Source organism: Marinomonas sp. A3A, assembly GCF_018336955.1.
Classification (GTDB): domain Bacteria; phylum Pseudomonadota; class Gammaproteobacteria; order Pseudomonadales; family Marinomonadaceae; genus Marinomonas; species Marinomonas lutimaris.
On sequence record NZ_CP025532.1, the window covers coordinates 953,835 to 979,061 of the forward strand.

At 44.2% G+C, this 25,227-nt stretch carries 21 protein-coding genes; 10 read left to right on the forward strand and 11 right to left on the reverse strand.

The genetic code is table 11. The features are described 5' to 3' along the window. Window positions 1–822 carry a LysR family transcriptional regulator gene (locus CYL31_RS04455; protein ID WP_212917767.1) on the reverse strand — a complete coding sequence of 274 codons (822 nt, stop codon included), beginning with the start codon at window positions 820–822 and terminating at the stop codon, window positions 1–3. 103 nt (window positions 823–925) lie between these two features. Here CYL31_RS04455 and CYL31_RS04460 point away from each other — a divergent pair, with 103 nt between their 5' ends. The 6 genes from CYL31_RS04460 to CYL31_RS04485 all read left to right on the forward strand — a co-directional run bounded on the left by CYL31_RS04460 (window position 926) and on the right by CYL31_RS04485 (window position 7,879). Continuing rightward, entirely contained in the window at window positions 926–1,135 is a 210-nt protein-coding gene (locus CYL31_RS04460) for a hypothetical protein (protein WP_212917768.1), read from the forward strand. An 85-nt stretch (window positions 1,136–1,220) separates the two neighbouring features. Beyond that, the gene (locus tag CYL31_RS04465) at window positions 1,221–2,195 is read left to right on the forward strand and encodes a Fic family protein (RefSeq protein ID WP_212917769.1); all 975 of its coding nucleotides are present in this window, start codon (window positions 1,221–1,223) and stop codon (window positions 2,193–2,195) included. A 111-nt stretch (window positions 2,196–2,306) separates the two neighbouring features. After that, on the forward strand, window positions 2,307–3,284 hold the full coding sequence (epmA, locus tag CYL31_RS04470; RefSeq protein WP_212917770.1) for an EF-P lysine aminoacylase EpmA: 978 nt from the start codon (window positions 2,307–2,309) through the stop codon (window positions 3,282–3,284). An 81-nt stretch (window positions 3,285–3,365) separates the two neighbouring features. Continuing rightward, window positions 3,366–5,666 carry an ATP-binding protein gene (locus CYL31_RS04475; protein WP_212917771.1) on the forward strand — a complete coding sequence of 767 codons (2,301 nt, stop codon included), beginning with the start codon at window positions 3,366–3,368 and terminating at the stop codon, window positions 5,664–5,666. Beyond that, entirely contained in the window at window positions 5,666–7,024 is a 1,359-nt protein-coding gene (locus tag CYL31_RS04480) for a sigma-54-dependent transcriptional regulator (RefSeq protein ID WP_212917772.1), read from the forward strand. The genes CYL31_RS04475 and CYL31_RS04480 overlap by 1 nt, the downstream gene beginning before the upstream one ends. Before the next feature lie 96 nt (window positions 7,025–7,120). Next, complete coding sequence (locus CYL31_RS04485; protein ID WP_212917773.1) at window positions 7,121–7,879, forward strand: sulfite exporter TauE/SafE family protein; 759 nt, start codon at window positions 7,121–7,123, stop codon at window positions 7,877–7,879. Window positions 7,880–7,900: 21 nt separating this feature from the next. Here CYL31_RS04485 and ggt read toward each other — a convergent pair whose 3' ends face one another. Together ggt and CYL31_RS04495 are read right to left on the reverse strand one after the other, a co-directional pair. After that, window positions 7,901–9,658 (reverse strand): gamma-glutamyltransferase, encoded by a 1,758-nt coding sequence (gene ggt, locus CYL31_RS04490; protein ID WP_212917774.1) that lies wholly within the window; start codon window positions 9,656–9,658, stop codon window positions 7,901–7,903. 163 nt (window positions 9,659–9,821) lie between these two features. After that, entirely contained in the window at window positions 9,822–10,580 is a 759-nt protein-coding gene (locus CYL31_RS04495) for a FadR/GntR family transcriptional regulator (protein WP_249411695.1), read from the reverse strand. A gap of 248 nt (window positions 10,581–10,828) precedes the next feature. Between CYL31_RS04495 and CYL31_RS04500 the strand changes: the two genes are divergently transcribed. The 4 genes from CYL31_RS04500 (at window position 10,829) to CYL31_RS04515 (ending at window position 14,576) form a co-directional block, all read left to right on the forward strand. Next, on the forward strand, window positions 10,829–11,827 hold the full coding sequence (locus CYL31_RS04500) for a TRAP transporter substrate-binding protein (RefSeq protein ID WP_212917775.1): 999 nt from the start codon (window positions 10,829–10,831) through the stop codon (window positions 11,825–11,827). Window positions 11,828–11,907: 80 nt separating this feature from the next. Further along, a complete protein-coding gene (locus CYL31_RS04505) occupies window positions 11,908–12,465 on the forward strand; it encodes a TRAP transporter small permease (protein ID WP_212917776.1) in 558 nt (185 codons plus the stop codon). 1 nt (window position 12,466) lies between these two features. Beyond that, window positions 12,467–13,753 carry a TRAP transporter large permease gene (locus CYL31_RS04510; RefSeq protein WP_212917777.1) on the forward strand — a complete coding sequence of 429 codons (1,287 nt, stop codon included), beginning with the start codon at window positions 12,467–12,469 and terminating at the stop codon, window positions 13,751–13,753. A 25-nt stretch (window positions 13,754–13,778) separates the two neighbouring features. Further along, a complete protein-coding gene (locus tag CYL31_RS04515) occupies window positions 13,779–14,576 on the forward strand; it encodes an NAD-dependent epimerase/dehydratase family protein (protein WP_212917778.1) in 798 nt (265 codons plus the stop codon). 237 nt (window positions 14,577–14,813) lie between these two features. Here the strand turns inward: CYL31_RS04515 and CYL31_RS04520 are convergent, their stop codons facing one another. The 8 genes from CYL31_RS04520 to CYL31_RS04555 all read right to left on the reverse strand — a co-directional run bounded on the left by CYL31_RS04520 (window position 14,814) and on the right by CYL31_RS04555 (window position 25,058). Next, a complete protein-coding gene (locus CYL31_RS04520; protein WP_212917779.1) occupies window positions 14,814–16,427 on the reverse strand; it encodes a TRAP transporter large permease in 1,614 nt (537 codons plus the stop codon). Window positions 16,428–16,442: 15 nt separating this feature from the next. Then, window positions 16,443–17,120 carry a TRAP transporter small permease gene (locus tag CYL31_RS04525; protein WP_212917780.1) on the reverse strand — a complete coding sequence of 226 codons (678 nt, stop codon included), beginning with the start codon at window positions 17,118–17,120 and terminating at the stop codon, window positions 16,443–16,445. A gap of 168 nt (window positions 17,121–17,288) precedes the next feature. Next, a complete protein-coding gene (locus CYL31_RS04530; RefSeq protein WP_212917781.1) occupies window positions 17,289–18,281 on the reverse strand; it encodes a TRAP transporter substrate-binding protein in 993 nt (330 codons plus the stop codon). Between the two features lie 270 nt (window positions 18,282–18,551). Continuing rightward, window positions 18,552–20,657, reverse strand: a complete 2,106-nt coding sequence (locus CYL31_RS04535; RefSeq protein WP_212917782.1) for a tRNA(Met) cytidine acetyltransferase TmcA — start codon at window positions 20,655–20,657, stop codon at window positions 18,552–18,554. Between the two features lie 69 nt (window positions 20,658–20,726). Further along, the gene (gene prpD / locus CYL31_RS04540; protein WP_212917783.1) at window positions 20,727–22,226 is read right to left on the reverse strand and encodes a 2-methylcitrate dehydratase; all 1,500 of its coding nucleotides are present in this window, start codon (window positions 22,224–22,226) and stop codon (window positions 20,727–20,729) included. A gap of 40 nt (window positions 22,227–22,266) precedes the next feature. Beyond that, the gene (gene prpC, locus CYL31_RS04545; RefSeq protein ID WP_212917784.1) at window positions 22,267–23,406 is read right to left on the reverse strand and encodes a bifunctional 2-methylcitrate synthase/citrate synthase; all 1,140 of its coding nucleotides are present in this window, start codon (window positions 23,404–23,406) and stop codon (window positions 22,267–22,269) included. A gap of 55 nt (window positions 23,407–23,461) precedes the next feature. Next, window positions 23,462–24,340, reverse strand: coding sequence for a methylisocitrate lyase (gene prpB / locus CYL31_RS04550; RefSeq protein ID WP_212917785.1), 879 nt, complete (start codon window positions 24,338–24,340; stop codon window positions 23,462–23,464). 28 nt (window positions 24,341–24,368) lie between these two features. Continuing rightward, window positions 24,369–25,058, reverse strand: coding sequence for a GntR family transcriptional regulator (locus CYL31_RS04555; protein ID WP_212917786.1), 690 nt, complete (start codon window positions 25,056–25,058; stop codon window positions 24,369–24,371). Window positions 25,059–25,227: the final 169 nt, after the last annotated feature.

Below are 25,227 nucleotides of genomic sequence, written 5' to 3' on the forward strand. Positions count from 1 at the left end.
TTATGATTGCTTTAATATTGTGCCGATGTTTTGGATTAACTTACGAACCTCTGGCAAATAGCGGTCTTCGTGATGGGTCACCAGCCATTGGTCGTGGCCTAATTCCTCAACGATATTTCCAACGCGCTTTAATGCTGTTTGGTTGTCACCAATAAAAGTTGGAAGCAGCGCAACTCCCTTATTTTCAAGAGCCAAATCAAGGCTACTTCTTGGACTGTTTACTTCGTAAGCAATATCATTGCTACCGATATTATTCTGAACCCAACGCGCTGATGGTGTATCAGCCATTACCTTTATATAAGATTCTGGCGCGCTTTTTGTTGCATAAGGCGCGAACTCAACTCGTGCCAGTTTTCGGCATACTAGAGAGTCTTCTTGTGGTCGTTGATTGCGGATACCTATAACGATTTCACGATGTGATATGTCGAGAACTTTTTCTGCTGAAATAAAGCGTAGCAATATATCTGGTGGTGAACCTACAAGCATATCGAGATTTTTTATTAATGAAAGCGTCGTCCAAGTGCCCGCAGAAATTTTAACTAAGGGGCGGGAGCTTTGGCTGGCTGGCGTTGTTTGGCGATGAATCTGATATTCAATTAGGGTTAGTTCGTCTAATAAAGCTTTACCTTCTTGTGTTAATTCATAGCCACGGTCATGCCTAATGAAGAGTTCACGTTCCATTGATCGTTCTAACTCATACATTCTTCTGCCTAATGTTGCCGGGCTTCGTTGAGTCGATTTTGCCGCAGCGGAAAGGCCGCCTTCTCGTGCCACAGCAAGGAAGAGTTTAAGATCATTCCAATCTATGTTCTTTTCATTCATGAAAAGCCCTTTTCTTTTTGTTTTATTGATGAAAAGAAAATATCTCGTACCCTATGAAGTCGTCAATAGGTATTAAGTTGTATGTCTGAGTAGGGGAACGAAGGTGAGCGATGAAGTTTATAAAAATCAGAAAGAGACCAAGTATCATGGCGTTGGAAATGTGCCGTTTCCTAACGCTTCACCATCGATTAAACAACGTGAAGAACAAGCTTTTTATGAGGTCAATAGCGCTGATGGCAGTTTTGTATTTCATAAACTTTGGGGCAGCATTAAGGTGATTTGGAAGACGTTGAAGCGTAAAATCTTTCACTAGCAAAGACTGGAATATTTAGGGCTACACGGTAGGCGTTCTGAGAACCTGTGAAAATTAAGAAAGTAGACATCAATGAGGCAAATGTATGAGTTATAAACCACCCTTTACCATTACTTCTGATATTCTTAATTTGGTCGCTCAAATCAGTGAAAAAATGGGCATGCTTAATGCCCGTGTATTGCATTCTTCGCCACAATTACGCAAGCAAAACCGTATTAAAACCATAACAGGTACATTGGCAATTGAAGGTAATACTTTAACCGAAGAGCAGGTCACAGCAATTGTAGATGGTCACCGGGTGTTGGGTAATGTGCGTGAATTGGCTGAGGTAAAAGGTGCGATTCAAGCTTATGATGCTCTGCCAACGTTTCAATCTGACAATATCGATGATTTACTCATTGCCCATGGTTTGATGATGTCAGATATTTTGGTGAATGCTGGCACGTTTCGTAATAAAGCGGTGGGTATTCATAAAGGAGGCGTGGTGCATCATATAGCCCCGCCTGCGCATCAGGTATCGGGTTTGATGGCTGATTTAACCCAGTTGTTAAAACAAGCAAAAGATCATCCGTTAATAACAAGCTGTGTGTTTCATTATGAATTTGAATTTATCCATCCTTTTAGCGATGGTAATGGACGTATGGGGCGCTTATGGCAAACCTTGATTTTATCCCAATGGCATTCACTGTTTTTGTCGTTACCGCTGGAAAGTGTCATCAAAGACAATCAACAACAATATTACCAAGCGCTTGAACAAGCTGACCAACAAGCGGATAGCACGCCGTTTATTCATTTTATGTTATCAGTTATTGACCAAACGTTAGCACAAAACGCCCCTGTAAATGCCTCTGTAAACGCCCCTGTAAATATGGCCGAGCGTAAAACGCCTGATGCGATTATCATGCTAATTCAGAATAATCCAGCGATCACACGTCAACAAATAGCCAATATTGTCGCTAAAGATGTGCGTACTATTGGCAGAGCGATTGCTAAATTACAGCAAGCGGGTAGGTTAAAAAGGATAGGTTCCGATAAAGCTGGTTATTGGGAGATTCAATAGTCAGCACTAAATAGCTCACTCTATTTTCCCTTGTTTTGTCTTCGTTTGTGACATCGTGCAAAGGCTTCGCGGTATTTGCTATGATGCACTTTATTTTTTAGAGTGTTTTCTATGTATGATGCTTCTTTGTGGCAACCTAGCGCTGATCTCTTGATTTTGCAAAAGCGCGCCCAGTTACTGAAAGCCATTCGCGCTTTTTTCGATTCGCGTGAGGTGATGGAGGTGGATACTCAGTGTCTATCACTTGGCAGTATTACCGATCCACATATTGAAGTATTAACCAGCAAGACGCGTTCCCAAGGTGAAGACCTGACGTATTACCTTCAAACCTCTCCAGAGTTCGCTATGAAGCGTTTATTATGCGCTGGTTCTGGTTCTGTTTATCAGTTGGGGAAAGTGTTCCGAGCCGAGGAAATAGGCCGTCGCCATAGTATCGAATTTACTATGTTGGAATGGTATCGAGTGGGTTTTGATCATTGGCAATTGATGGATGAGATTCAACACTTGCTGTCGGTACTGTTAAATGACGAGATGTTGACGTGCGAGCGACTCAGTTATCAAATGGCGTTTTTACGCCATACTGGATTGGATCCTTTCACAGCAACACTTTTCCAGTTGCAAGAATGTGCTCATGAACACACAGAATACGGCTTGCAAGAAGATGATCGTGACACCTTACTTGAGTTGCTATTTTCTAGCGTGATAGAACCTGCTATTGGCAAATACGTGCCTTGTTTTATTCATAGTTATCCCTCTTCTCAGGCGGCACTTGCTAAGACTCACCTTGATGAAAAAGGCCAATTAGTCGCTGCGCGTTTTGAACTGTATTGGCAAGGAATGGAGCTAGCGAATGGCTACCATGAATTGACAGATGCCAAGGAGCAGGCAAGACGTTTTGCCGAAGATAAACAGACTCGCAAGGAAATGCGTTTGGCGAACCGCCAGTTTGATGAGCGATTAATCTTCGCATTAGAAAATGGCTTGCCAGATTGTGCCGGCGTGGCGTTAGGAGTGGATCGCTTGTTGATGTTAATCTGTCATAAATCGCATATTGCTGAAGTGTTGCCCTTTGCCCATTCTAGGGCTTAATTATTTTGCTCCAAGATGTGACGGCTTTGTCTTTTAAGCTGATGATTAAAGTATTGCGATAATAACAACAAGGCATTTTAGGTGAGCGCATTGAAAGAAAAGTACGGTTTTAGCATGAGATGGCTTTTTTCATCTAAGCAGTTAATTTGGCTGTATCTTGGCGTTTTTATTGTGGTGGTTTTATTGATTTGGAAAGGCGGTGAAGCCCTACGGAATCAACAGATCAAAGCCCTACGTATTGATTCTTTTGAGCAGTTAAATCAGCTTGCTAGTGTGCTAGAAAGTGCGATTGCTAAGTACCAACATATGCCGACCTTATTGGCATCGAATGACCGAGTGAAAAAAGCCCTACGAGATGGTTTTGAATCGGACATTAATCAGCTTAATCGCGAGCTTGAGCAAATCAACCGTATTACCGAAGCCTCAGACAGTTACATTTTAAATACCGATGGTTTAACCATTGCTGCGTCAAATTACCGAGAAACCGCCAGTTTTGTTGGTCGTAACTTTGCTTTTCGCCCTTACTTTAAAGATGCTATTCAAGGCCAACCGGGCCGCTATTATGCGCTTGGTACAACGTCGAATCGTCGTGGTTATTATTTTTCATATCCTGTCTATGAAGGCGACTCGATTATTGGTATTGCGGTTGTAAAAGTGGATTTGACGCAATTCGAAAAACGCTTTGCCAATCAGCATTATGAATTTTTGTTACTCGACCCCGATGGTATTGTGTTTAGTAGCTCGCGTGCTAACTGGCTGTATCGAGTCTTGGGTGAGTTGTCTCATACGGAATTGCAACGTATTGCCGATTCTCAGCGTTATTTTGGCAAAGCCATCGAAAAGCTAGCCATTGTTTATCAAAAGCCTTTTGATGAAAAATCGCAAATTGTCGATGTATTAGAAAATACCGTTATAGATGGCTCAGAAGAATTGCAGCGGTTGTCGTTTTTGAAAATGAGTCGTCCGATTCGGTTATTAGGCTTTCAAATTTCCATTCTTGCGCCTTTAAAAACCATTAACGAAGAAATTTCCTTATGGCGTACCATTTTTGCCGGTGGCGTGACCATCACCGTTTTGCTCTTGGGGATGGCCATGTTGCGCAGACGAATGTTGAGGGAGCGTTATGATGCCAATGAGATGACGCGCCATAATCAAGCCTATATTCGTGAAGTGATTCAAAACACACAAGCGGTTTTGGTTACCTTGGATGAAAATCACAAAATAGAATCCTTTAATCCCGCGGTTGAAAAATTACTCGGTCAGCCGTTAGCACCTTTAGTGGGCCAACCTTTGGGCGTTTTATTTCAACCCGATGAGCAAGATACATCAGCCTTGTTGGCTCAGAATGATTTTTTGGAAGCCGCGAATGATTTGGGTATTAAAGTGCTGACGCGAGAAGGGCGTTTGTGTTATTCCGATCAAACGGTTCCGGTGGAAATGACCTTATGTAAGATGCAGCTGCCGAATCGCTTGAGTTATTTGGTGACTTTTCATGACATGACCGAGCGTAAGCGCTACGAACAAGATATAACTCAAGCGCGTATCGAGCTTGAAGAGCGCGTAAAAGAGCGTACCTTTGAGTTACAAGGTGCCAACACTCGCCTTCGTCATGAAATTGAAGAGCATAAAGGCACGCAACGAGAATTGATACAAACAGCAAAATTGGCCGTGTTAGGGCAGCTAACCGCAGGTCTGAATCATGAGCTGAACCAACCTTTGACCGCAATTCGTGCTTTCGCGGGAAATGGGTTGAAGTTTCTGGATCGTGGCCAATACGAACAAGCCCATACCAACTTGCAGCATATTAGTCAGTTGGGTCATCACATGGGCGACATTATCGCTCGCTTCAAAGTTTTTGCTCGTAAAGGTGATGTGCATCAAGGCCCGATTGCCGTGCAAACCGCCATTATGGGCGCGCTAAAAATCATGAGTCCACGTTACAAGGAAGTGGGCATAGAGTTGGTAGTGACAGAGGATCAAGGCTTTATTGTAAACGGTGATATGGTCTTTTTGGAGCAAGTGTTGGTGAACTTATTAGCCAACGCCGCTGATGCGATTTTAGAAGCATCAGATAATCCTCGACGTGTCTGTATTGAGCAAAGCTCTACGGAAAACCAAGTGGTTATTTGTGTCCAAGATTCAGGTGACGGTTTGAGTGATGAAGCCATTCGACACCTTTTCGAGCCTTTTTTTACTTCTAAATCTTCAGGACTGGGATTAGGACTAGGCTTGTCGATTAGTCAGCGTATTGTTGAGGCAATGGGAGGGCAAATTAGCGCGCAAAATCGAGATTCTGGCGGTGCTGAATTTTGTGTTAGGCTACCTCGTTTCAATCACCAATTATCTCAATCTCTTCCTAAAGATTCTAAAGAGGAAATCTAATGCCGGACAGCAAGCAAGTAATATTAATTGACGACGAGCAAGCGGTTCGTATGGCGATTTCTCAGACATTACAGCTTGAAGATTTTGTGGTCGCTGAGTTTGCATCGGCTCAAGGCGTGGTGGAAAAATTGTCTTTGGATTGGTCTGGCGTGATTGTCAGTGATATCAATTTGCCCGGTAAAAGTGGTTTAGAGTTATTCGAAGAAGTTAAAAAAATTGATGCGGAAATCCCTTTTATTCTCATTACTGGCCACGGTGATATCAGTATGGCTGTGAGCGCCATTCGTGATGGCGCTTATGATTTTATTGAAAAGCCGTTTTCCAATGAAGACTTTCTTGAAGTGGTACGTCGGGCGTCTGACAAACGTCATTTAACCTTAGAGAACCGTAATCTACGTCTGGAATTGGCGGCGCAAAACGCCCCAGGCCCTAGAATTATTGGTAATACGCCGGGTATTCATCGTTTGCGTCAGGCGTTGTTGCACGTGGCGGATACCGGCGCGGATATTCTTATTCAAGGGGAAACAGGCACAGGTAAAGAGCTAGTGGCGCGTTACATTCATGAGCATAGTTCTCGCCGAGGTCATGCTTTTGTGGCGATTAACTGCGGCGCTGTGCCGGATTCTATAATGGAGTCTGAATTATTTGGTCATGAAAAAGGTGCTTTTACCGATGCCAAGACACAACGTATCGGTAAGCTTGAGCACGCCAACGGTGGCACACTCTTTTTAGATGAAATTGAAAGCATGCCGATGTCGATGCAAATTCGCTTGTTGCGAGTGTTGGAAGAACGACGCTTAGAGCGTTTGGGTTCCAATACGGCAATTGATTTGGATTTACGTATTCTTGCCGCGACCAAGGTTGACCTAAAACAACTAAGCGAAGGCGGCACATTCCGCGAAGATTTGTATTATCGACTCAACGTGGTGCGAGTAGATATTCCGCCACTACGGGAGCGAAAAGACGACATTTCTTTGCTGTGGCAGCATTTTTGTTTGGTGGCGATTGCACAATATAAGCGCGAGTCTGAACCACTGTCGGCGGCGCGAATGCACAGCTTGTTGAGTTACGATTGGCCGGGGAACGTGCGTGAGTTACGTAACCTTGCTGAGCGTTATGTCCTAATGGGCGAGGCGGGTTCGTTTGAGTTTGATCAAATCATTATCAATGAAAATAACCCAGGCGTTATGACTCTCCCTGAGCAGTTAGAGCGTTTTGAAAAGACTTTATTAGAGCAAGAGCTGCTGCGTCAGAAAGGCTCGATTAAAGACACTATGGATGCGCTTGGTTTGCCGCGTAAAACACTTTACGACAAGATGCGTAAGTATGATCTTGATAAGGATATCTATAAACAGTAATTCTCTGTATCACGAATAGTAATGGACCTGTTGAGATTTCGGCGGCCTATTTTGCTATTCTGCCGACTTCACTCCTTTTGATTCCCTTTCGATTATATGAACTTTTTTGTACTGCTTTTTGACCAAGTCTCTGCGCATATATTTATTCTCCTTGTTGCTGTGTCTGGATTAACGTCTTTTTTTACCGCGAGTTTTGGCGCTGGCGGTGGTGTGATGTTGTTAGGTGTCATGGCGCAAGTGTTGCCACCGCAGCTTATTATTCCACTGCATGGCGTGGCGCAGTTAGGGTCAAATGCTGGACGCGCAGCGATGAGTTGGCGACATATTGATTGGAGGTTGATAGGTGCATTTTTGCCCGGAGCAATGCTAGGGGCTTTTATTGGCAGTTTTGTCTTAGTTTCTCTGCCTCCAGCTATAATGTATCTAACGATTGCGTTATTTATCTTATATTTATGTTGGGGGCCGAAGCTTCCTAAAATGGTATTGGGTCATTGGGGAACGGCATTTGCCGGCGCTATCACGACCTTTATTACGCTTTTTGCAGGCGCAACTGGTCCTTTAGTCGCAGCCTTTGTTAAGCAAATTCATGTGGATCGTTTTCGCACGGTGGCGACTTTCGCCACGGCGATGTCCTTACAGCATGTGTTGAAAATTACGGTATTTCAGGTCGCAGGGTTTCCGTTAGAGTCTTGGTTGCCTTTATTGTTTTGTATGATTATCAGTGGTGCGATTGGTACTTGGATTGGTCTTAAAGTGCTAAAACGTATGCCAGATCGTCACTTTCATCGAATTTTTAATATAGTGTTAACCGTAATGGCGTTAAGGTTAATCTGGCAGTCCTTTGCCTTACTATGACGTTTTTTGGAGTGCTTGGTATTAGTCGCCTAATACCAAGCCTTCTCGTCTTGGGTCAGCGCCACCCAGTAAGCCGTCTTTCTCGACAATAATACCTTGTACTCCGGAATTCAAATCCTGCACAGATACTTTAAAGCCCATGTCTGTTAGGGCTTTTGCGTAGGTTTCTGCCTCGGTGCCTTTTTCAAGGTCATAGGTTCCAAAACGGTTAAGCATATTTGGCAAGTTAATGGCTTGTTGAATATCCATTCCCCACTCAAGGTGAGCGATAAGGGTTTTTGCCACATAGCCTATAATTCGAGAACCACCCGGTGACCCCACCACTAAATACGGTTTATTATTTTTCATCACTATCGTTGGAGACATCGAGGAACGAGGACGCTTGCCCGGCTCTACACGGTTGGCAATCGGATAACCATCTTGATGTGATTTAAAGGAGAAATCAGTTAGTTCGTTATTGAGCAAAAAGCCATTGCTCATGAGGTTTGAGCCGAAGCCATTTTCGATTGTGGTAGTAACAGAAACGGCATTGCCGTCTTTATCGACAATAGAAATATGACTAGTGGAGGGTAATTCGATGGCCATATCGTCGGCTTGTTTAATCGGATAACGCCACTCAGGCTCGCCGGGTTCAGCATTTTCAAGTGCTTTGCCCTTGGTTATAAGTTTTGCTCGCTCTGCCAAATAAGGTTTATCTAATAAACCTTGTGGCATAGGTACAAAGTCGGTATCGGCGATGTAACGACCACGATCAGCAAAGGCAAGACGCGAGGCATCGCCTATAATTTGCCACGCTTCAGGTGAATTCGCGCCTAAGGACGCTAGATCAAATTGCTCGGTAATACCAAGGATTTGTCCAACGGTTAAAGCGCCTGAACTTGGTGGACCCATGCCGCAGATATCGTACTCTTTGTAAGGTAAGCACACCGGAGCGCGCTCTTTTATACGATAGCTGAGTAAGTCTTGCTCTGATAAAACGCCAGGGTTATCTATTGCTCCACGTACCTGAGAGACAATTTTCTTGGCAATTTGTCCAGTATAAAACTCGTCTGCTCCGTAGGTAGCCAGAAAGCGCAACGTTTCATAGTACTGGGTGTTTTGTAAGCGGCTGCCAGCTTCAAGCGGCGTGCCATCAAGGTTAAAAAAGTAGGCTTTAGTCTCTGGATAACGAGACAATCGCTCCGCGCTACCTTTGATTGCATCTGCCAAGCGAGGGGAAACAATAAAGCCTTCTTGTGCAAGCTGTGTGGCTGGTTCTAATAAATCCTCCCATGGCATGGTGCCATAGCGGTCGTGCAGTTCTCCCATTAATTTGACAGTACCTGGAGTGCCGACAGAGCGACCGCCCACAACGGCATCATAAAAAGAAAGTGGTTCACCATTTTCGTCTTGGAAAAGTTCTGGTGTAGCTTCTTGAGGAGCGGTTTCGCGGCCATCAAAGGTAGTGAGTTTTTGGTTTGCAGCATCGTAATAAACTACGAAAGCGCCACCGCCTAAACCAGATGATTGAGGTTCTACTAAGCCAAGTACCATTTGTACGGCAACCAGTGCGTCAATAGCAGAGCCTCCCGCTTTTAGAACATCATAACCTGCTTTACTAGCTTCTGGATTGGCGGTTGCGACCATAAATTTCTGAGCATGAGCCAAGTTCTTTTTTTCTGTGCCACTTGCTTCTTCTGGCGCCACAGCATCAGCGGCTTGCTCTGCTATGCTGAATTGACTAACGGCCAGTAAAGGAACGAGGGTTAAGGCCTGTAGTAAGCGCTTTTTTAGCATCATATAATCCTTATTGATGGAAGTATAAAGGGTCTACTCTCATCAAAACAAAAATACGCCGCTGCGTGAAGTCATAAAATAAACAATGATGTGATTTTAGAGAAAAGAAAGTGTAAGTGGTGTTGGTGTTGTGGCAAATGTCATTACTCGAAAATATTAAGTCATACTATGACTTGGTTCGTTCAATATCGCGCATTAATTTTCGATAACGCTCGCAGCCGTTATAAAGATGATCACGGACGGCTTGTTGAGCTGCTTTGGCATCGCGCGCCACAATGGCGTCAAGAATCGCTTTGTGCTCGTTATTGAGTGATTTATCTATCTCAGGATCGCGAGGTAGTCCGGCTTCTTCTCTTAGTCTGGCGCGAGGAATCGTGCGCCTTCCTAGCTCTTCTAAAAAGTCGATGAAATGTTGGTTGTTGGTGGCTCTTGCAATGGATAGATGGAACTCAAAATCTTCTTGTTCCGCACTCTCGCCACCTTGTACTTTTTTCTCGTAGGCGTCGTAACAACGATATATATCGGCTTCCTGTGCGAGAGAGCAACGTGCGACAGCTAGAGCTACTGCTTCAACTTCTACGGCGGCCCTTAACTCCAGTGATTCTATGGTGTCAGTAAGTGTTCGAGTGCTTTGTCTTAGTTGTAAAGGTAAGGTGGTTTTGGGTTCTGCTATAAATACTCCAACACCTTGTTTTGCCTGAACTAATCCCTCTGCTTTTAAGGTGGCAATGGCTTCGCGTAATACAGTTCGACTGACGCTAAATTCTATCATTAGGTTTGGTTCAGTCGGTAACTTATCACCTACTTTCATCCCTTGATTTAATATGCGTTTGCGCAGTTTTTCGGCGGTTTGTTGCGGTAAGCTTTTTTTTATTTTTGTTGTTGGTGGCATGGTTTTAAGGCCTATTTTTTTATGTTGCTGCATCGCGATATTTCTAATAATGACTAATATTTCACGGTAATCGATGACTATTTACTAAATGTGATGGCTTGTAAAGTGGCGCTGTTTAAAAAATATTCATAGTATGACTGTTGTTTGTCTATACTGCTCTGTGTTACAAATAAAAAAGTTAATCTGATGCATTTTTTTTGAAATGATGTTTCTTTAGATTCATCATTTTCTTGAAGTTCAGATAAGCGGAACAACAAAAAATAAAACTTGGAGACATAATAATGATAAAAACGCTTCACACAAAAACTCTCACTACTACTTTGGCTCTTGCCACGGCAGTATCCGCTTTTACCTTTTCTTCTGTGGCTCAAGCTGAGTGGAAAGGGTGGAACATCCATAATGCTGGCTATCCTGTTACGGTAGCTATGGAATCCTTCATTAAAGAAGCCAACAAGGTTACTGATGGCCGAGTCAGTGGTCGAGTATACAATGGTGGTGTGCTTGGTAGTCAGTCCGATGCCATTCAGATGTTACAAGTTGGCGGATTGCAATTTGCTGGTTTTAACTTAGGTCCAATGGGCGATGCGGTTCCAGAAGTAAACGTCGTCTCTTTACCCTTTATTTTTAAGAATCTTGATCATATGCATCGTGTTATGGATGGCCCAGTTGGAGATCAATTAAGTGATGCGATGGCGAAACAAGGCATTATTTCTTTAGCTTGGTATGACGGCGGCGCTCGTTCTTTTTATAACACGGTCAAGCCTATTCAAACGCCTGCTGATATGAAGGGTGAAAAATTTCGTGTCATGAATAATGAATTATATGTAGGCATGGTTGAGGCGTTAGGTGGTAATGCGACGCCAATGGCTTATTCAGAAGTCTATCAGTCATTAAAAACTGGCGTCGTTGATGGCGCTGAAAATAACTGGCCATCTTATGACACAAGTAACCATTATGAAGTAGCTCAATACTATTCTTTGACTGAACATCTAATTCTTCCTGAATGTTTGTGTGTCAACGTAAAGGCGTGGAATAGCTTATCTGCTGCTGATCAAAAGGCTGTCAAAGCGGCTGCGCGTGAAAGCTCTGTTTTACAGCGTAAGTTGTGGGCTGAAGGAGATGCTGCAAGTCGTGAAAAAGTGTTGGCTGCTGGTGTGAAGTTTAACGAAATCAAAGACAAATCGGCATTCCAAGATGCAATGAAACCTGTTTATGCCAAAGCGGTAAAAGACAATCCATCATTAAAAAGCTTTATCGAACAAATCCAGAACACTCAATAATTGTAATTTTCTAGGAGGACTTATCTGCTATTGAATAGTGGATAAGTCCAGTTTGATGGTTTTATAAAATGAGTAAGTCGATGAATTCTTTCTATTCTAAACAGACTCCCGTAAAAACCTTTCTTGATGTGTTGGCTTATTTAGCGACTGTTCTTTCTGGCGTTTTTATGGTGATTCTTGTTGCGTCATTTGGTTGGTTGGTATTTGGTCGTTATGTATTGAATGACACGCCAACTTGGGTAGAGCAAATGGCATTGTTGCTGGTAACCAATATCACGTTTTTAGCGGCGGCGGTGGGGATTCATGAGCGCACCCATTTAAGTGTCGACATCTTATCTTTATGTGTACCAAAACGTGCCAATCAATTACTCAACATTGTTATTGATCTGTCATTGCTGACGTTTGGTATCACCATGGCAATTTATGGAAAAGAGCTGGTCGATTTTGCATGGTTCCGAAAAGTACCCTTGTTAGGTATCTCGGATGGAATCCGCTATTTTCCTGTTGTCGCGTGTGGTGTTTTGATATCGCTATTTTCAGGTTATCGAGTCGTCATTGGTGTGGTGGCGTTGTTTATTGTAGAACCTGAGTCTGAGACGACTGATTCACTTTCTTCTAACGTAAAAGGGGATCAGTAACATGGGACTGGCTATTTTACTTGGTTTGTTTGCATTACTAACTTTCATTGGTGTTCCTGTCGCGTTTGCTTTAGGGATGGCTGCTATCTCGGCTTTTTGGTATGAAGGCTTGCCTTTAATGATTGGCTTTCAGCGTATTGTAGCTGGAACCTCTACCTTTTCTTTGCTTGCGATTCCGTTTTTTATTTTTGCCGGTGAGCTAATGTTGCATGGCGGTATTGCGGCGCGTTTGATTCGTCTTGCTTCTTCGGCTGTCGGCTGGATGCGTGGTGGTTTAGGTCAGGTGAATGTGTTCTCAAGCATGTTGTTTGGCGGCATTTCTGGTTCTGCTGTGGCGGATGTTTCTGCATTAGGGTCTTTGTTAATCCCTGTGATGAAAGAGAAAGGTTACGATGATGATTATGCTGTTAACGTAACGGTCACTTCTTCGATTGCTGGCATTATGATTCCGCCAAGTCACAATATGATTTTGTATGTTGTAGCCGCTGGTGGTGGAATGTCGGTTGCTAGCTTATTTATGGCTGGTGTTATACCTGGGATTTTGATGTGCTTTTTCTTGGGGTTGGTGGCGCGTTGGATTGCGATTCGTAAGAATTTTCCAACCGAAGAATTTGCGGGTTATAAGGTGATCTTCTTTGCTTTTTTAGCTTCTTTCCCAGGTTTAATTACGGCAATTATCGTGGTTGGTGGCGCATTGTCTGGTGTGTTTACGGTTACCGAATCCGGTGCTATTGGTGCGATATACGCCATTATTATTACAGGATTTGTGTATCGATCTTTAAGTCTTAGAGACTTTTGGATTGCCGTGGTGCGCTCTGTAAGAACAACAGGGCTGGTCATGATTCTAGTCGGCTGTGCATCTGCATTTGGTTACATGTTGGCCTTGTATGAAGTACCAAAAGTGCTGGCGACAACACTGACGTCTATTTCTGATAATCCTATTGTTATCTTGCTGATGATGAATCTTATCCTGCTTTTACTGGGCATGATAATGGACATGGCAGCACTGATTTTAATCTGTACACCTATCTTTTTACCTGTCGCGCTTGGCCTTGGCATGGATCCTATTCACTTTGGTGTGATGTTGATGATGAATTTAGGATTAGGACTATGTACGCCTCCGGTTGGTGGATGTCTATTCGTCGGCTGTGCGATTGGTGGTGTGTCGATCCAAAAAGCGGTTAAAACCATTTGGCCATTTTATTTGGCGATTTTAGCGGCCCTAATGCTAGTGACTTTTGTTCCAGCAGTATCTATGACCTTACCTAATTGGATTAATGGTCTTTAAAGATCAAAGAGTTGAGGAGTTATCAATGAAACGTGTTTTATTAACGGGGGCCGCTGGCACTCTTGGCTCGGCAATGCGAAAAGCGTTAGCAGGCTGGGCCGAAGAGCTTGTGCTGTCCGATATCGTGCCGATCAAGGATTTAAATAAAGGCGAGTCTTTTGTGGCTTGCGATTTAGGGGATTTGGAGTCAGTTTTAGAGCTTGTAAAAGGTTGTGATGGCATTATTCATCTAGGTGGTGTGTCTGTTGAGGGGACCTTTGAAAGTATCATGAATGGTAACCTCAAAGGCGTTTACCATATTTATGAAGCGGCTCGTCAGCAGGGCGTGAAGCGGATCGTTTTTGCTAGTTCAAATCATCTTGTTGGCTTTCATTCTCGTGAAGAGCGTTTGGATGATAAAAGCCCAATGCGCCCTGATAGCTTATATGGTGTTTCAAAAGGCTTCGGTGAATTAATCGCTCAATATCACTTTGATAAGTTCGGAATTGAATCTGCCTTGGTTCGAATTGGCAGCTGTTTGCCGAAACCAGTGAATCGTCGCATGTTATCAACTTGGTTAAGTGAAGGTGATCTGGCTGGGTTGATAAAAAAAGTATACGCAGTAAATCGACTGGGCTGTACGATTATTTACGGTGCGTCTGATAACCCTTGGTCATGGTGGGATAATAGCCATGCTAACTTTATCGGATGGCAGCCGAAAGATTCTTCGGCTGATTTTGAAGAGGAGGTATTGCGCAATGATCCTCTTTTATCTACAGATGATCCTGTGTTGCTTTACCAAGGTGGTGTCTTTGCGACGGCAGGTCACTTTGAAGATAAATGATTTCGAAGGCGAATAACTTAGTAATACCTCGACCTATCTGATTGTCTGTTAAATCCTGCTTTTCCTATCCTTAGTCGCTCAATGTTCACCCCAATATTATGGGGGAATATTGAGCGTCTAACTTATCTATCGTGCATTCTTTATCACGTTTTTTTATAGCGCTCTTTATAGTTAACAACGCAAAAAAAACGCCCCGAGGGGCGCTAAACTTGATTTTCTGTATTGAGGTAGAAATTGTTATTGAACGATTTCTGGCCCCATGATGCTGTACGGTAACGCAGTAGATAGTGCAGGAATGTAAGTTACCATCACCAAGAACACCATCAATACTAATACGAACGGCATCGCTGCTTTCACCACGCGAGCCAAGCTCATACCTGTAATACCGGATGTAACAAACAGGTTTAAACCAATTGGCGGTGTGATCATACCGATTTCCATGTTTACGACCATGATGATACCAAGGTGAATTGGATCAACCCCTAGCTCCATGGCAATCGGGAATACCACTGGCGCTACAATAACCAATAGACCAGATGGTTCCATGAACTGACCGCCGATCAACAATAAGATATTCACTGCGATGAGGAAAGTGAACCAGTTAAAACCAGCATCCAGCATCCATTCAGTGATTGCTTGAGGGATACGTTCTGCAGAAAGTGTATGAGCAAATAGCAGAGCGTTAGCGATGATGAACATTAGCATAACCGTTGTTTTTGTGCCTTCTAGCATCACTTTACGAGATTCTTCACCAAACAAAGAAGGGAAAAAGCCACGTAGCATCATGGACAAATTACGGCCCCAAATAGGTACGCCAGCAGCCAAACAAGCACCGACAGATTCTTTTATTTTGCTAGAGCGCTTATAAACATAGAAAATAGCCAAGACAACGGACATAATCGCACCCCAAAGTGCGCGATCACCACCAGTCACCGTTTCGCTGTCTGCGAAGATAAAGAATGACATGATTTCCCATACTAGGAAGAAAGACACGCCATAAACCGTACCGTTAAAACCAACACGAGCGTGCGGAGCATCGTTGTCGTTCGTCCATGTTTTGCCTTTTAATGGGCCCATGTCGCGGTAAACAAACAAAGCGATAAACATAGAGTAAACAGCAGCGACAACAGCGGCTTCTGTTGGCGTGAATACACCACCATAAATACCACCCATGATGATCACGACAAGGAACAAGCCCCAGCCTGCTTCTTTACCACCACGAACTAAGTTGCCAAAGCCTTTCCATTCTTCAGCGGGTAGTTTTTTGATACGTGCAACCACATAAATTGCTAACATCAACATACCACCAGCCATCAAGCCCGGGATAACCCCCGCCAAGAACATACGACCAACAGACACGTCAACGGATGCGGCATACACCACCATTACGATAGAAGGCGGAATCAAAATCCCCAAAGTACCTGCGTTGGCAATGATGCCTGCTGCAAATTCTTTTGAGTAACCCACTTGAGTCATACCAGCAATGGCAATCGTGCCGATAGCCACAACCGTTGCTGGAGAAGATCCAGATAAGGCGGCGAACATCATACAAGCCAATACCGATGCCATTGCCAAGCCACCACGGAAGTGACCAACACTGGCAATCGCAAAGTTAATCAAACGCTTCGCTACGCCGCCAGTCGACATGTAGGACGATGCAATGATGAAAAACGGGATAGCCAACAAAGTATAATGCTGACCAGCCCCAAATAGAGAAATAGCCACAGACGACAAAGAGTCGTGTGAGAAAAAGGTAATAAATAGTATGGACGACAAGCCCAAACAAATACCAACGGGTAAACCGACAAATAGCAGGACGATTACCAATGAAAATAGAATAAGTGATTCCACAATGACGCTCCTGCGCTAGTCTTTCAAGACGTTTTGGTTTTCTTTAACAAGATCTTGTGCCTCATGGCCACTGATCAACATGTCGCGTTTACCGCGGGCAATATCGATGAATGCTTGCAAAGAACGATAAGAAAGTAGAGCCAAGCTGATTGGCAGGATAACAAGAACAATCCAGCGGTGAACGCGTGGGCGTAAACCAAACATTTCTTGTACAAATTCAGGGTAACGAAGTTCTTCTGAACCTATGCCAATTTTGAACATCTTCAGCCAGTATTCGATTGCACCACCGCTAACGTCTACTCCAAGCATTGCCAACCAAGTAGAGTCGAGAAGGATAAGTCCGTAAAGCATGGCCGCTGCAGCACCGAATAAAGACAAGGCTTTGGTGATGCGTTTTGGTACGGCATTGAGAACAATGTCGACGCCCAGGTGAAGGCCCGTTTTGATACCGTAACTCATGCCTAATAGAATCAACCAAGAGAAGGCGACTGTATTGAATTCAAGCGCAGCGTCCCAACCAGTGTTAAACCCATAACGAGCAATAACCTGTCCGAACGATACCGCCATGATGGAGGAAATAACGATGATCAGTAGGTTTTCTTCAGCTCGTTCCATGACTTTGGGGAAGCGTTTCTCTAATAGCCAAAGAACAATAATAAAAATAAGTAAGTAAAGATGCGGCCAATGTGCCATGGGGGTCTCCTTAACTAAGTGGACCAGAACAAGTTAAAGTGCAGCTTTGTGGCGAGTCTTGTAGGTTCTAGGGTCAATCGCAGAAGAGAGATTGCGGATCAAGAAAGCACAGGATAAAACCACAAGAGCTGACCCGTTAAGATCAGCTCACTGCGGGATAAAAATGGATTACGCGCCAGCAGCAGCGTTAATCAAATCTTTACCGATGTAGCTTTCAAATTGCTTCCAAACAGGCTTCATTGTGTCGACCCATTCTTTGCGTTGCTCTGGAGTAAGCGTATTTATCTTACCGCCAGCTTTAAGAATGTTTTGACGGTTTTCTTCTTCCGCAGCTTTAACACTCAAGTTAGCTTCTTGTGTAACTTCATCCGCAATTTGAGTGAATTGAGCGCGGTCTTCCGGAGATAAGCTCTTTAAGAATTCAGAAGACGTCATGAACAAGTAAGCCAACAACTGATGGTTAGTATCGGTTGTGCTGTCTTGAACTTCGTAGAATTTTTTCGTGTAGATGTTTGACCAAGTGTTTTCTTGACCATCTACAACGCCAGTTTGCAAGGCGCCGTATACTTCAGAGAACGCCATTGCTTGAGGAGACGCGCCCATCGCCGCGATCATTTGTTTTGCAACATCAGACGTTTGTACACGGAATTTCAACCCTTTGGCATCGCTAGGAACCAAAAGTGGTTTGTTGGCAGAAAAGTATTTCATACCAGACATCCAGTAACCTAAACCAACAAAGCCTGCGTAATCATCCATTTCGGTAAGCAGTTTTTTGCCTTCAGGTGTTTTGGTGAAGCGGATAGCATGGTCCATGTCTTTAAAGATGAAAGGAAGGTCAAACACGCCATATTTATCAGTGTAAGAACCGAACTTAGAAAGAGATGGAGCAAGCAGTTGCACGTCGCCTAAAAGTAAGGCTTCAAGTTCTTTTGAATCACCAAATAGCGTGGAGTTAGGGAAAACCTCAACACACAATTTACCATTCATTTCTTTGTTTACACGTTCTGCGAAGTTATTTGCTGCAACCACTTTAGGGTGAGTCGTACCACCTGTTACGTGGCTGAATTTGACAACACGCTCACCTGGATCACAGTTTGCAATCGCTGTGCTAGCAGAAAGAGCAACTGCTAAAGATGTTAGAGCAAGGCTGATTTTTTTCATTTTTATAAGACTCCAAAAACTGAATTATTATTGTTTACCTGATTTTTAGCCTGATTTTTTCTGATTTTTCATCAGCGGCAGACAAAGCAAAACAGGTGGTGCTATCCATACTGTTTACACAATCTATGCCAAGTCTTTATATTTTTATTAAGCTATTGATTTTTAATGATAATTTTATTTTGTAGGTTTGCTTAATACTTTATGCTGGTGATTTAATAGGGGGGATTACACACATGGGTAAATTCTTAATGGGTGGTTAATCACCCATTTTCACTTGAGAGTTTGTGCTAAAAGTCTTTTGAAGGTTTGGTGCATGGCTTTTTTGCCAGATAATTGCGCTTTTTGGCGAGTCTGATCGGTATTACGGCCTAAAGCGGCTTCTATTAATAGTCGATGTGTTGGGTCGTGAGACGTTAACTTGCTAGTTAAGGCAAGAGACAGTGTCGCCTTGAGGAAAACTGAACGGATACTGTCAAGTTGACGATGATGCTCTACAAATAGCGCTATATCTTGCAGATCTTTTTGTGACAGCTGAGCGAGTGCTGGAAGTTCGTTTTGTTGATAATGCTTTTGACCTAAAATAAGCATAACCAAATCGGTGGATAAGTCGGCATATTGTAGTAGCAAGTTAAGTAGAAATTGTTCGATAAAACGAGCCTGCCATGCGACAGCTAACTTAGTCGCATGTTCTGTCATTGGTTTTACCATCATCAAAGAGTAGCTGCCACTGGCTTGGTCTTTGCTTGTTCCTAAACGAATGGGTAAGTAACCATTCTTTAGCCAAAATGATACGACATCGGGAGTCGCTGCAAAACTTGTGCATAGAAAGTCGCAATGGTCATTGGCTTCTTTTTCTATATGCGTAAGTAGTTGACTAGCCAAACCTTTATTTTGTTGGCTTTGCTCGGTCGCAATTCGGCTAATACGCCAGTAACAGTACTGCCCAGCGTTTTCGATGCCTTCGTGAGCAAGCAGAGATTGCGGCACTAAATGGCCTCTTGGTCTACGTTTTCCTTGCATGACTTCTTGGCAGAGTGCGTTTGGCAGGTTGCCTTCTTCAGTAATAACGGTAACGCTTTGCGTTTTGTTTCCTAAGGTAGAAATGTAGGTCGATACAGAAGGATCGTCTAACACCCAGCGCAAGTTGTCAGGTGAGGTTTGATAATGGGCACTGACCAATAGTTGAAAAGTATCGGCGAGCAAGTTTGCGTTCTCTAACCAATCTGCTCCAGCAAGCTGTTTAAATTCAGTCTGCTTAATTATGCCTTTATCAACACTATTTGATATTTCAGAGCTAGGTTCAGGCGTTGCTAAAAAGAAGCAATCATTGATCCAGTTTTCGAGTGGGTCATTTCCCCCCCATCGAATGGGTTGGCTTAACGTCAGCTGCTGCAGAGTCAATGCTTTGGTGGTTTTCTGTGATTCTAAGTAGTGGCAAAAGCGAATGCCGAAGCCCTTACCAGCGCCTTCATAGCCATAGTCTGTAGTACTAAAAAGACAATGCTCGGCTTTTTCATTTAGCGCCATGAGCAAAGGTAAAGGAATCATTGACGCTTCATCAATAAAGAGAAAATCCCAGTGAGTTGAGTCGCTTACCAGAACATCAGGTGCGAAAAAAGGCAGCGTTATTTTATTTTGATCAATAACTTGTTCAAAGCGAGCCTTTAGACTCACAATCGCCTCTTGATTCGGCGCGGTGATTGCCACACGTTTTCCTGCTTTGAGCAGCTTAGCCAAACTGTCACCCAATAAGGTGGATTTGCCTCGACCTCTTGGTGCAATTAATACATAAGATTTAGCCTGTTCGGCAAATAAACACGACTGAGCTTCAGCTTGCTCTTGGGTTAGCTGCGCGTTAGGTTCTATTGGTTTTAAAGTCGGTAACGGATTTACGCTGTGTTTTTTATTCTTGCCAGAGAGTAATAATTTAAAAGGTGATGTCGCGTCTTGTAATTTATCGAGCAGGTAATGTTTAAAGTGCGATGTCACTTGTTCAGGCTCATAAGGCCAAGGCAAGTAACGAGATAGCTCTTGATCGGCCATTTTCAACCAATCTTCGTTTGGTAAAACAATAGCGAAAAGGCCATTGCCACGAACTGTACCCGATACAATAGCTAGGGCACTGGCTGAGACTCCTTGAGTTAAATCCACTAAAACTGCGTCATAGCTACTGCCGAGTTCTTGTCGGGTTTGTTTAAAAGAACAGGTTTTAAATTGTTTTGTTTTTAGCGATGGAACGAGCAGCTCGTCATATTGGCTCACATCATGAGCAGTAATAAGCGGTGTGGAGAAATTTTCACACAGACGAAGAAAGTCTGATAAAACCTCGCTAGTCGAGCCCTTTAAAATAAAACAATGGCGGTGGTTGTCAGACATATAAATAAAATTTCCTTGTGGTCGCATTATCATACTGTGACCACAAGGAAGTGCCAACGCTTGTTAAGCTTACGCGATAACAAATAAGTCCATGAAGCGGTTTACAGCAGTGCCTTCAAGAGCGGCTTGATCCTTACAGAGTGAGAAAATAGCTTGGCTCTGACGGTTTGGAAAACGCGTTGCCAAGTTGTTCTTAAACTTCTGCTCTAACAAAGGAATGCCTTCCTCGCGACGGCGACGGTGTCCGACCGGGTATTCCACCACCACTTCTTCGGTACTGCTGCCATCTTTAAAAAACACTTGAATTGCATTAGCAATAGAACGCTTATCCGCTTCTAAATATTCTGCGGTGAAGCGTTTGTCTTCGACGATTTCCATCTTGTTACGCAGTTCATCGATGATTGGGTTGGCCGCATGGAAGTCATCTTCATAATGCTCGGCGATCAAGTTACCAAACGCCAATGGCACAGCGGCCATGTATTGCAAACAGTGGTCACGGTCAGCGGCATTCGCCAATGGGCCGGATTTGGAAATAATACGAATAGCCGATTCATGAGTACGAATCACGATCTTGTCGATCTCTGCCAAACGATCTTTTACTAAAGGGTGCAAAGTAACAGCGGCTTCGGCCGCGGTTTGAGCATGGAATTCTGCAGGGAAAGAGATCTTGAACAAAACGTTTTCCATCACGTAGGTGCCATAACATTGTGGAAAGTCTTGCGAGAACGAAAACTGACGTTTGTCTTCGGGCTTGATGACTTGGTCTTTATTGGTTTTCGAGAAAGATACATCATAAAAGCCCCACTGATCTGCCGTTAGCACACCAGGAATGCCCATTTCGCCACGCATTGACATATCGGCCAAACGAACAGCGCGGGAGGTCGCATCGCCCGCCGCCCAAGATTTACGAGAGCCAGCATTAGGTGCATGACGATAAGTACGCAGAGCAGAGCCATCGACCCAAGCTTGCGAAATCGCCGCCATGATTTGTTCTCTGTCGCCGCCCATCATTTTAGTCACCACAGCAACAGAGGCGACACGAACTAATAACACGTGACATAAACCCACACGGTTAAACGAGTTTTCTAGAGCAATAACGCCTTGGATTTCATGTGCCATTACCATGGCTTCTAACACTTCACGCATGGTCATCGGGCTTTCGCCCTTCGATAGTCGAACTTGTGAAAGATGATCCGCTACCGCCAAAATGCCGCCTAAGTTATCAGAAGGATGCCCCCATTCTGCCGCCAACCAAGTGTCGTTGTAATCCAACCAGCGAATGATGCAGCCAATATCCCACGCTGCTTTAACTGGGTCGAGAGACAAAGACGTACCCGGAACACGGGCACCATTTGGCACCACTGTCCCTTGTACTATTGGACCAAGGTGTTTGGTACATTCTGGAAAACGCAGGGCGAGCAAACCACACCCCAAGGTGTCCATTAAACAGTTACGAGCCGTATCTAAGGCTTCTTGGCTTTCTACTTTAAAGTTCAGTACATAATCCGCGATGTCTTGGATGACTTGGTCGTAATCCGGTCGGTTGTTTAAATCTACGTTAGCACTCATTTCTTTTCCTTAATCGTTAAATTTTAATGCTGATGTTGGCTCAATGACGGTCGTCAATATCAACCCATTCAGAATGATCTGGTCCAATATAATCGGCGCTTGGTCGAATAATGCGATTGTTTGCCCTTTGTTCCATGACGTGAGCGGCCCAGCCTGTGACGCGGGAACAGACAAAAATCGGCGTAAATAACTTGGTGGGAATGCCCATAAAGCGATAGGCGCTAGCATGGAAGAAATCCGCATTACAAAAGAGTTTTTTCTCGCGCCACATAACTTCTTCACAACGTTCTGATACCGCGTATAAGTGATCGTCACCGACGTCTTCACTGAGTTTTTTTGCCCACTTTTTAATGATGTCATTGCGTGGATCGCGTTCACTGTAAATAGCGTGACCAAAGCCCATGACTTTTTCTTTATTGGCAAGTTTTTGCATCAACGCCGCTTCGGCTTCGTCTGGGGTTTTCCATGGTTCTATCATGTCCATCGCGGCTTCATTGGCGCCGCCATGAAGTGGCCCGCGTAAGCTGCCAATGCCGCCAGTGACGCATGAATACATGTCTGACAAGGTGGAAGCACAAACACGAGCAGTAAAAGTGGAAGCGTTGAATTCGTGCTCAGCGTACAAGATCAAAGACGCGTTCATCACTTGGGTATGAAGAGCGCTTGGTTCTTTGTCATGCAGCATGGTGAGAAAATGACCCGCCAAGGAAGGCACGTTGGCATTGTGCGTATTTACGCGAACGCCATCGTGGCTGAAACGATACCAATAAACCACCATAGCTGGCAGCGTCGCGACCAATCGATCCGCAGTATGCAGTGCTAGAGAAGGTTGCTTTTCAAATGGCAGCTCTGGCTCTAGATTACCTAAGAAAGAGCAGCCGGTGCGCATCACATCCATGGGATGAGCGCTTTCTGGGATAAGTTCTAAGACGGCTCTAAGCTCTTCAGGCAAGCAGCGCAAACTCATCAGTCTTTGTTCGTAGTCATGCAGTTCAGTGCGGTTGGGTAATTTTCCGTACAGTAATAGATAAGCCACTTCTTCAAAGCTTGCTTTGTCCGCTAAGACATCAATGTCGTAGCCACGATAAGTTAATCCGGAGGCTGCTTTGCCGACGGTACAGAGTGCGGTTTCACCTGCGCTTTGGCCTCGTAGACCTGCGCCAGAAAGTACTTTAGCCATTTTTCTACTCCATTTTGTTATTGTTTAGAGAAGCTTGTGCTTATTTTTTAGGCTCTTATTTTTTAGAGAAGAGCGCGTCTAATTTATCTTCGTATTCATGGTAGTTGAGAAATTCATAAAGCTCATTACGAGTTTGCATACTGTCGACTACGTTGCGCTGGTGGCCGTCGTTCAATAAATGCTGATATACGTTTAGCGCGGCTTTGTTCATTGCGCGAAATGCACTCAATGGATAGAGCACCAAGTCTACTCCCGCGCTGGCCAATTCTTCTTTGCTGAATAAAGGCGTAGCGCCAAATTCAGTGATGTTTGCTAAAACAGGCACCTTCACGGCCGCGACAAATTCTTGGTATTGATCCAAGGTGATCATGGCTTCTGGGAAAATCATATCCGCGCCAGCGTCGACACAAGCAATCGCTCGCTCGATGGCAGATTCCATGCCTTCCACGGCCAAGGCATCAGTGCGCGCCATGATGACGAAATTGTCATCGACACGAGCATCTACACAGGCTTTCACGCGATCGACCATTTCATCTTGGCTGACAATGGCTTTATTCGGGCGATGGCCGCAACGCTTTTGTTGAACTTGGTCTTCAATGTGAACAGCCGCCGCACCCGCTTTTTCCATTTGCTGAATGGTTCGAGTGATATTAAATGCGCCACCAAAGCCAGTATCGATATCGACTAGTAATGGCAAATTCGAAGCGGAAGTAATACGTCGCACGTCTTCTAATACATCGTGTAAATCTGTCATGCCAAGGTCTGGCAAACCATAGGAGGCATTAGCAACGCCGCCGCCAGATAAGTAAATGGCATGATGACCTGTTTGCTCTGCCATCATGGCGCAATAAGCGTTCACGGCGCCAACAACCTGTAATGGGGATTGGGTTGCGACGGCTTGTCTAAAACGGGCGCCTGCTGAAAGTGTTGTCATTATTTTCCTCTCTTTAGAACGATTTCAATTAAGTACGGGAAGCGACAGAGGAATGCTCCATCGCTTGCTTTAATAGTTGGCTGGCGCGGCTGATATGGCGGCGCATGAGTAGTTCTGCGAGATCACCTTCGTGATTTGCAATCGCGTCGAGAATGGCTTTATGTTCCCTTAATGCTTGGCGCGGGTCGCTGCGCTGATCGGCCGTGTGACGTCGATACATGCGAATCACTGCATACAGTTCTTCTGTTAGTAAACGAATAAGCTTGGCGTTGCCGCTGGCGTGAATGATGCGTAAGTGAAAATCGTCATTGCCGCCTTGTTGCACGTAATGTTCGTCTTGATTGGCATCTAGATGCGCTTGGTGTTTGTCGAGCAGCGCGTACAAGCTGTTTATTTCATCTGATGGCATGTTGCTGGCGGCTAAGCGAGCGGCCATGCCTTCTAATGCTTCGCGCATGGTAAAGGTATCCAGCATATCTTGTGTGTTCAGCTGGATAACACGAGCGCCTACATTGGCGGTGCGTGTGACTAGACCAAGACCTTCTAGTTTGACGATGGCTTCTCTTAATGGCCCGCGAGAAACGCCATATTGTTTGGCGAGTTCTGGCTCAGATATCTTACTGCCCTGTGGAATATGCCCCTGCACAATAGCATTGGTGAGCTGCTGGGCTATGTCTTCAGACAGTGTTGCGGATTTGATCGAAATTAGGTTGTTCATAAGAAGACGAAATACTTTATTGTTAACAATATTGCTAGTTATAGTCTGGTTTTAGCGGTTTATCAAGTTAGATTGTCGACAATAAGTTGGATTTACTCTTATCCTTTAGTCTTACGTGTGAGCGTGATTTAGGAGATAGAAGCCGCTAACATTGTGTTTATTAAGTGAT

Bases quoted from the DNA above. Each gene is read 5' to 3' on its own strand.
- CYL31_RS04455 (WP_212917767.1), bottom strand. From the start codon at position 822: ATGAATGAAAAGAACATAGATTGGAATGATCTTAAACTCTTCCTTGCT.
- CYL31_RS04465 (WP_212917769.1), top strand. From the start codon at position 1,221: ATGAGTTATAAACCACCCTTTACCATTACTTCTGATATTCTTAATTTG.
- epmA (WP_212917770.1), top strand. From the start codon at position 2,307: ATGTATGATGCTTCTTTGTGGCAACCTAGCGCTGATCTCTTGATTTTG.
- CYL31_RS04480 (WP_212917772.1), top strand. From the start codon at position 5,666: ATGCCGGACAGCAAGCAAGTAATATTAATTGACGACGAGCAAGCGGTT.
- CYL31_RS04485 (WP_212917773.1), top strand. From the start codon at position 7,121: ATGAACTTTTTTGTACTGCTTTTTGACCAAGTCTCTGCGCATATATTT.
- ggt (WP_212917774.1), bottom strand. From the start codon at position 9,658: ATGATGCTAAAAAAGCGCTTACTACAGGCCTTAACCCTCGTTCCTTTA.
- CYL31_RS04495 (WP_249411695.1), bottom strand. From the start codon at position 10,580: ATGCAGCAACATAAAAAAATAGGCCTTAAAACCATGCCACCAACAACA.
- CYL31_RS04500 (WP_212917775.1), top strand. From the start codon at position 10,829: ATGATAAAAACGCTTCACACAAAAACTCTCACTACTACTTTGGCTCTT.
- CYL31_RS04505 (WP_212917776.1), top strand. From the start codon at position 11,908: ATGAATTCTTTCTATTCTAAACAGACTCCCGTAAAAACCTTTCTTGAT.
- CYL31_RS04510 (WP_212917777.1), top strand. From the start codon at position 12,467: ATGGGACTGGCTATTTTACTTGGTTTGTTTGCATTACTAACTTTCATT.
- CYL31_RS04515 (WP_212917778.1), top strand. From the start codon at position 13,779: ATGAAACGTGTTTTATTAACGGGGGCCGCTGGCACTCTTGGCTCGGCA.
- CYL31_RS04525 (WP_212917780.1), bottom strand. From the start codon at position 17,120: ATGGCACATTGGCCGCATCTTTACTTACTTATTTTTATTATTGTTCTT.
- CYL31_RS04530 (WP_212917781.1), bottom strand. From the start codon at position 18,281: ATGAAAAAAATCAGCCTTGCTCTAACATCTTTAGCAGTTGCTCTTTCT.
- CYL31_RS04535 (WP_212917782.1), bottom strand. From the start codon at position 20,657: ATGTCTGACAACCACCGCCATTGTTTTATTTTAAAGGGCTCGACTAGC.
- prpD (WP_212917783.1), bottom strand. From the start codon at position 22,226: ATGAGTGCTAACGTAGATTTAAACAACCGACCGGATTACGACCAAGTC.
- prpC (WP_212917784.1), bottom strand. From the start codon at position 23,406: ATGGCTAAAGTACTTTCTGGCGCAGGTCTACGAGGCCAAAGCGCAGGT.
- prpB (WP_212917785.1), bottom strand. From the start codon at position 24,340: ATGACAACACTTTCAGCAGGCGCCCGTTTTAGACAAGCCGTCGCAACC.
- CYL31_RS04555 (WP_212917786.1), bottom strand. From the start codon at position 25,058: ATGAACAACCTAATTTCGATCAAATCCGCAACACTGTCTGAAGACATA.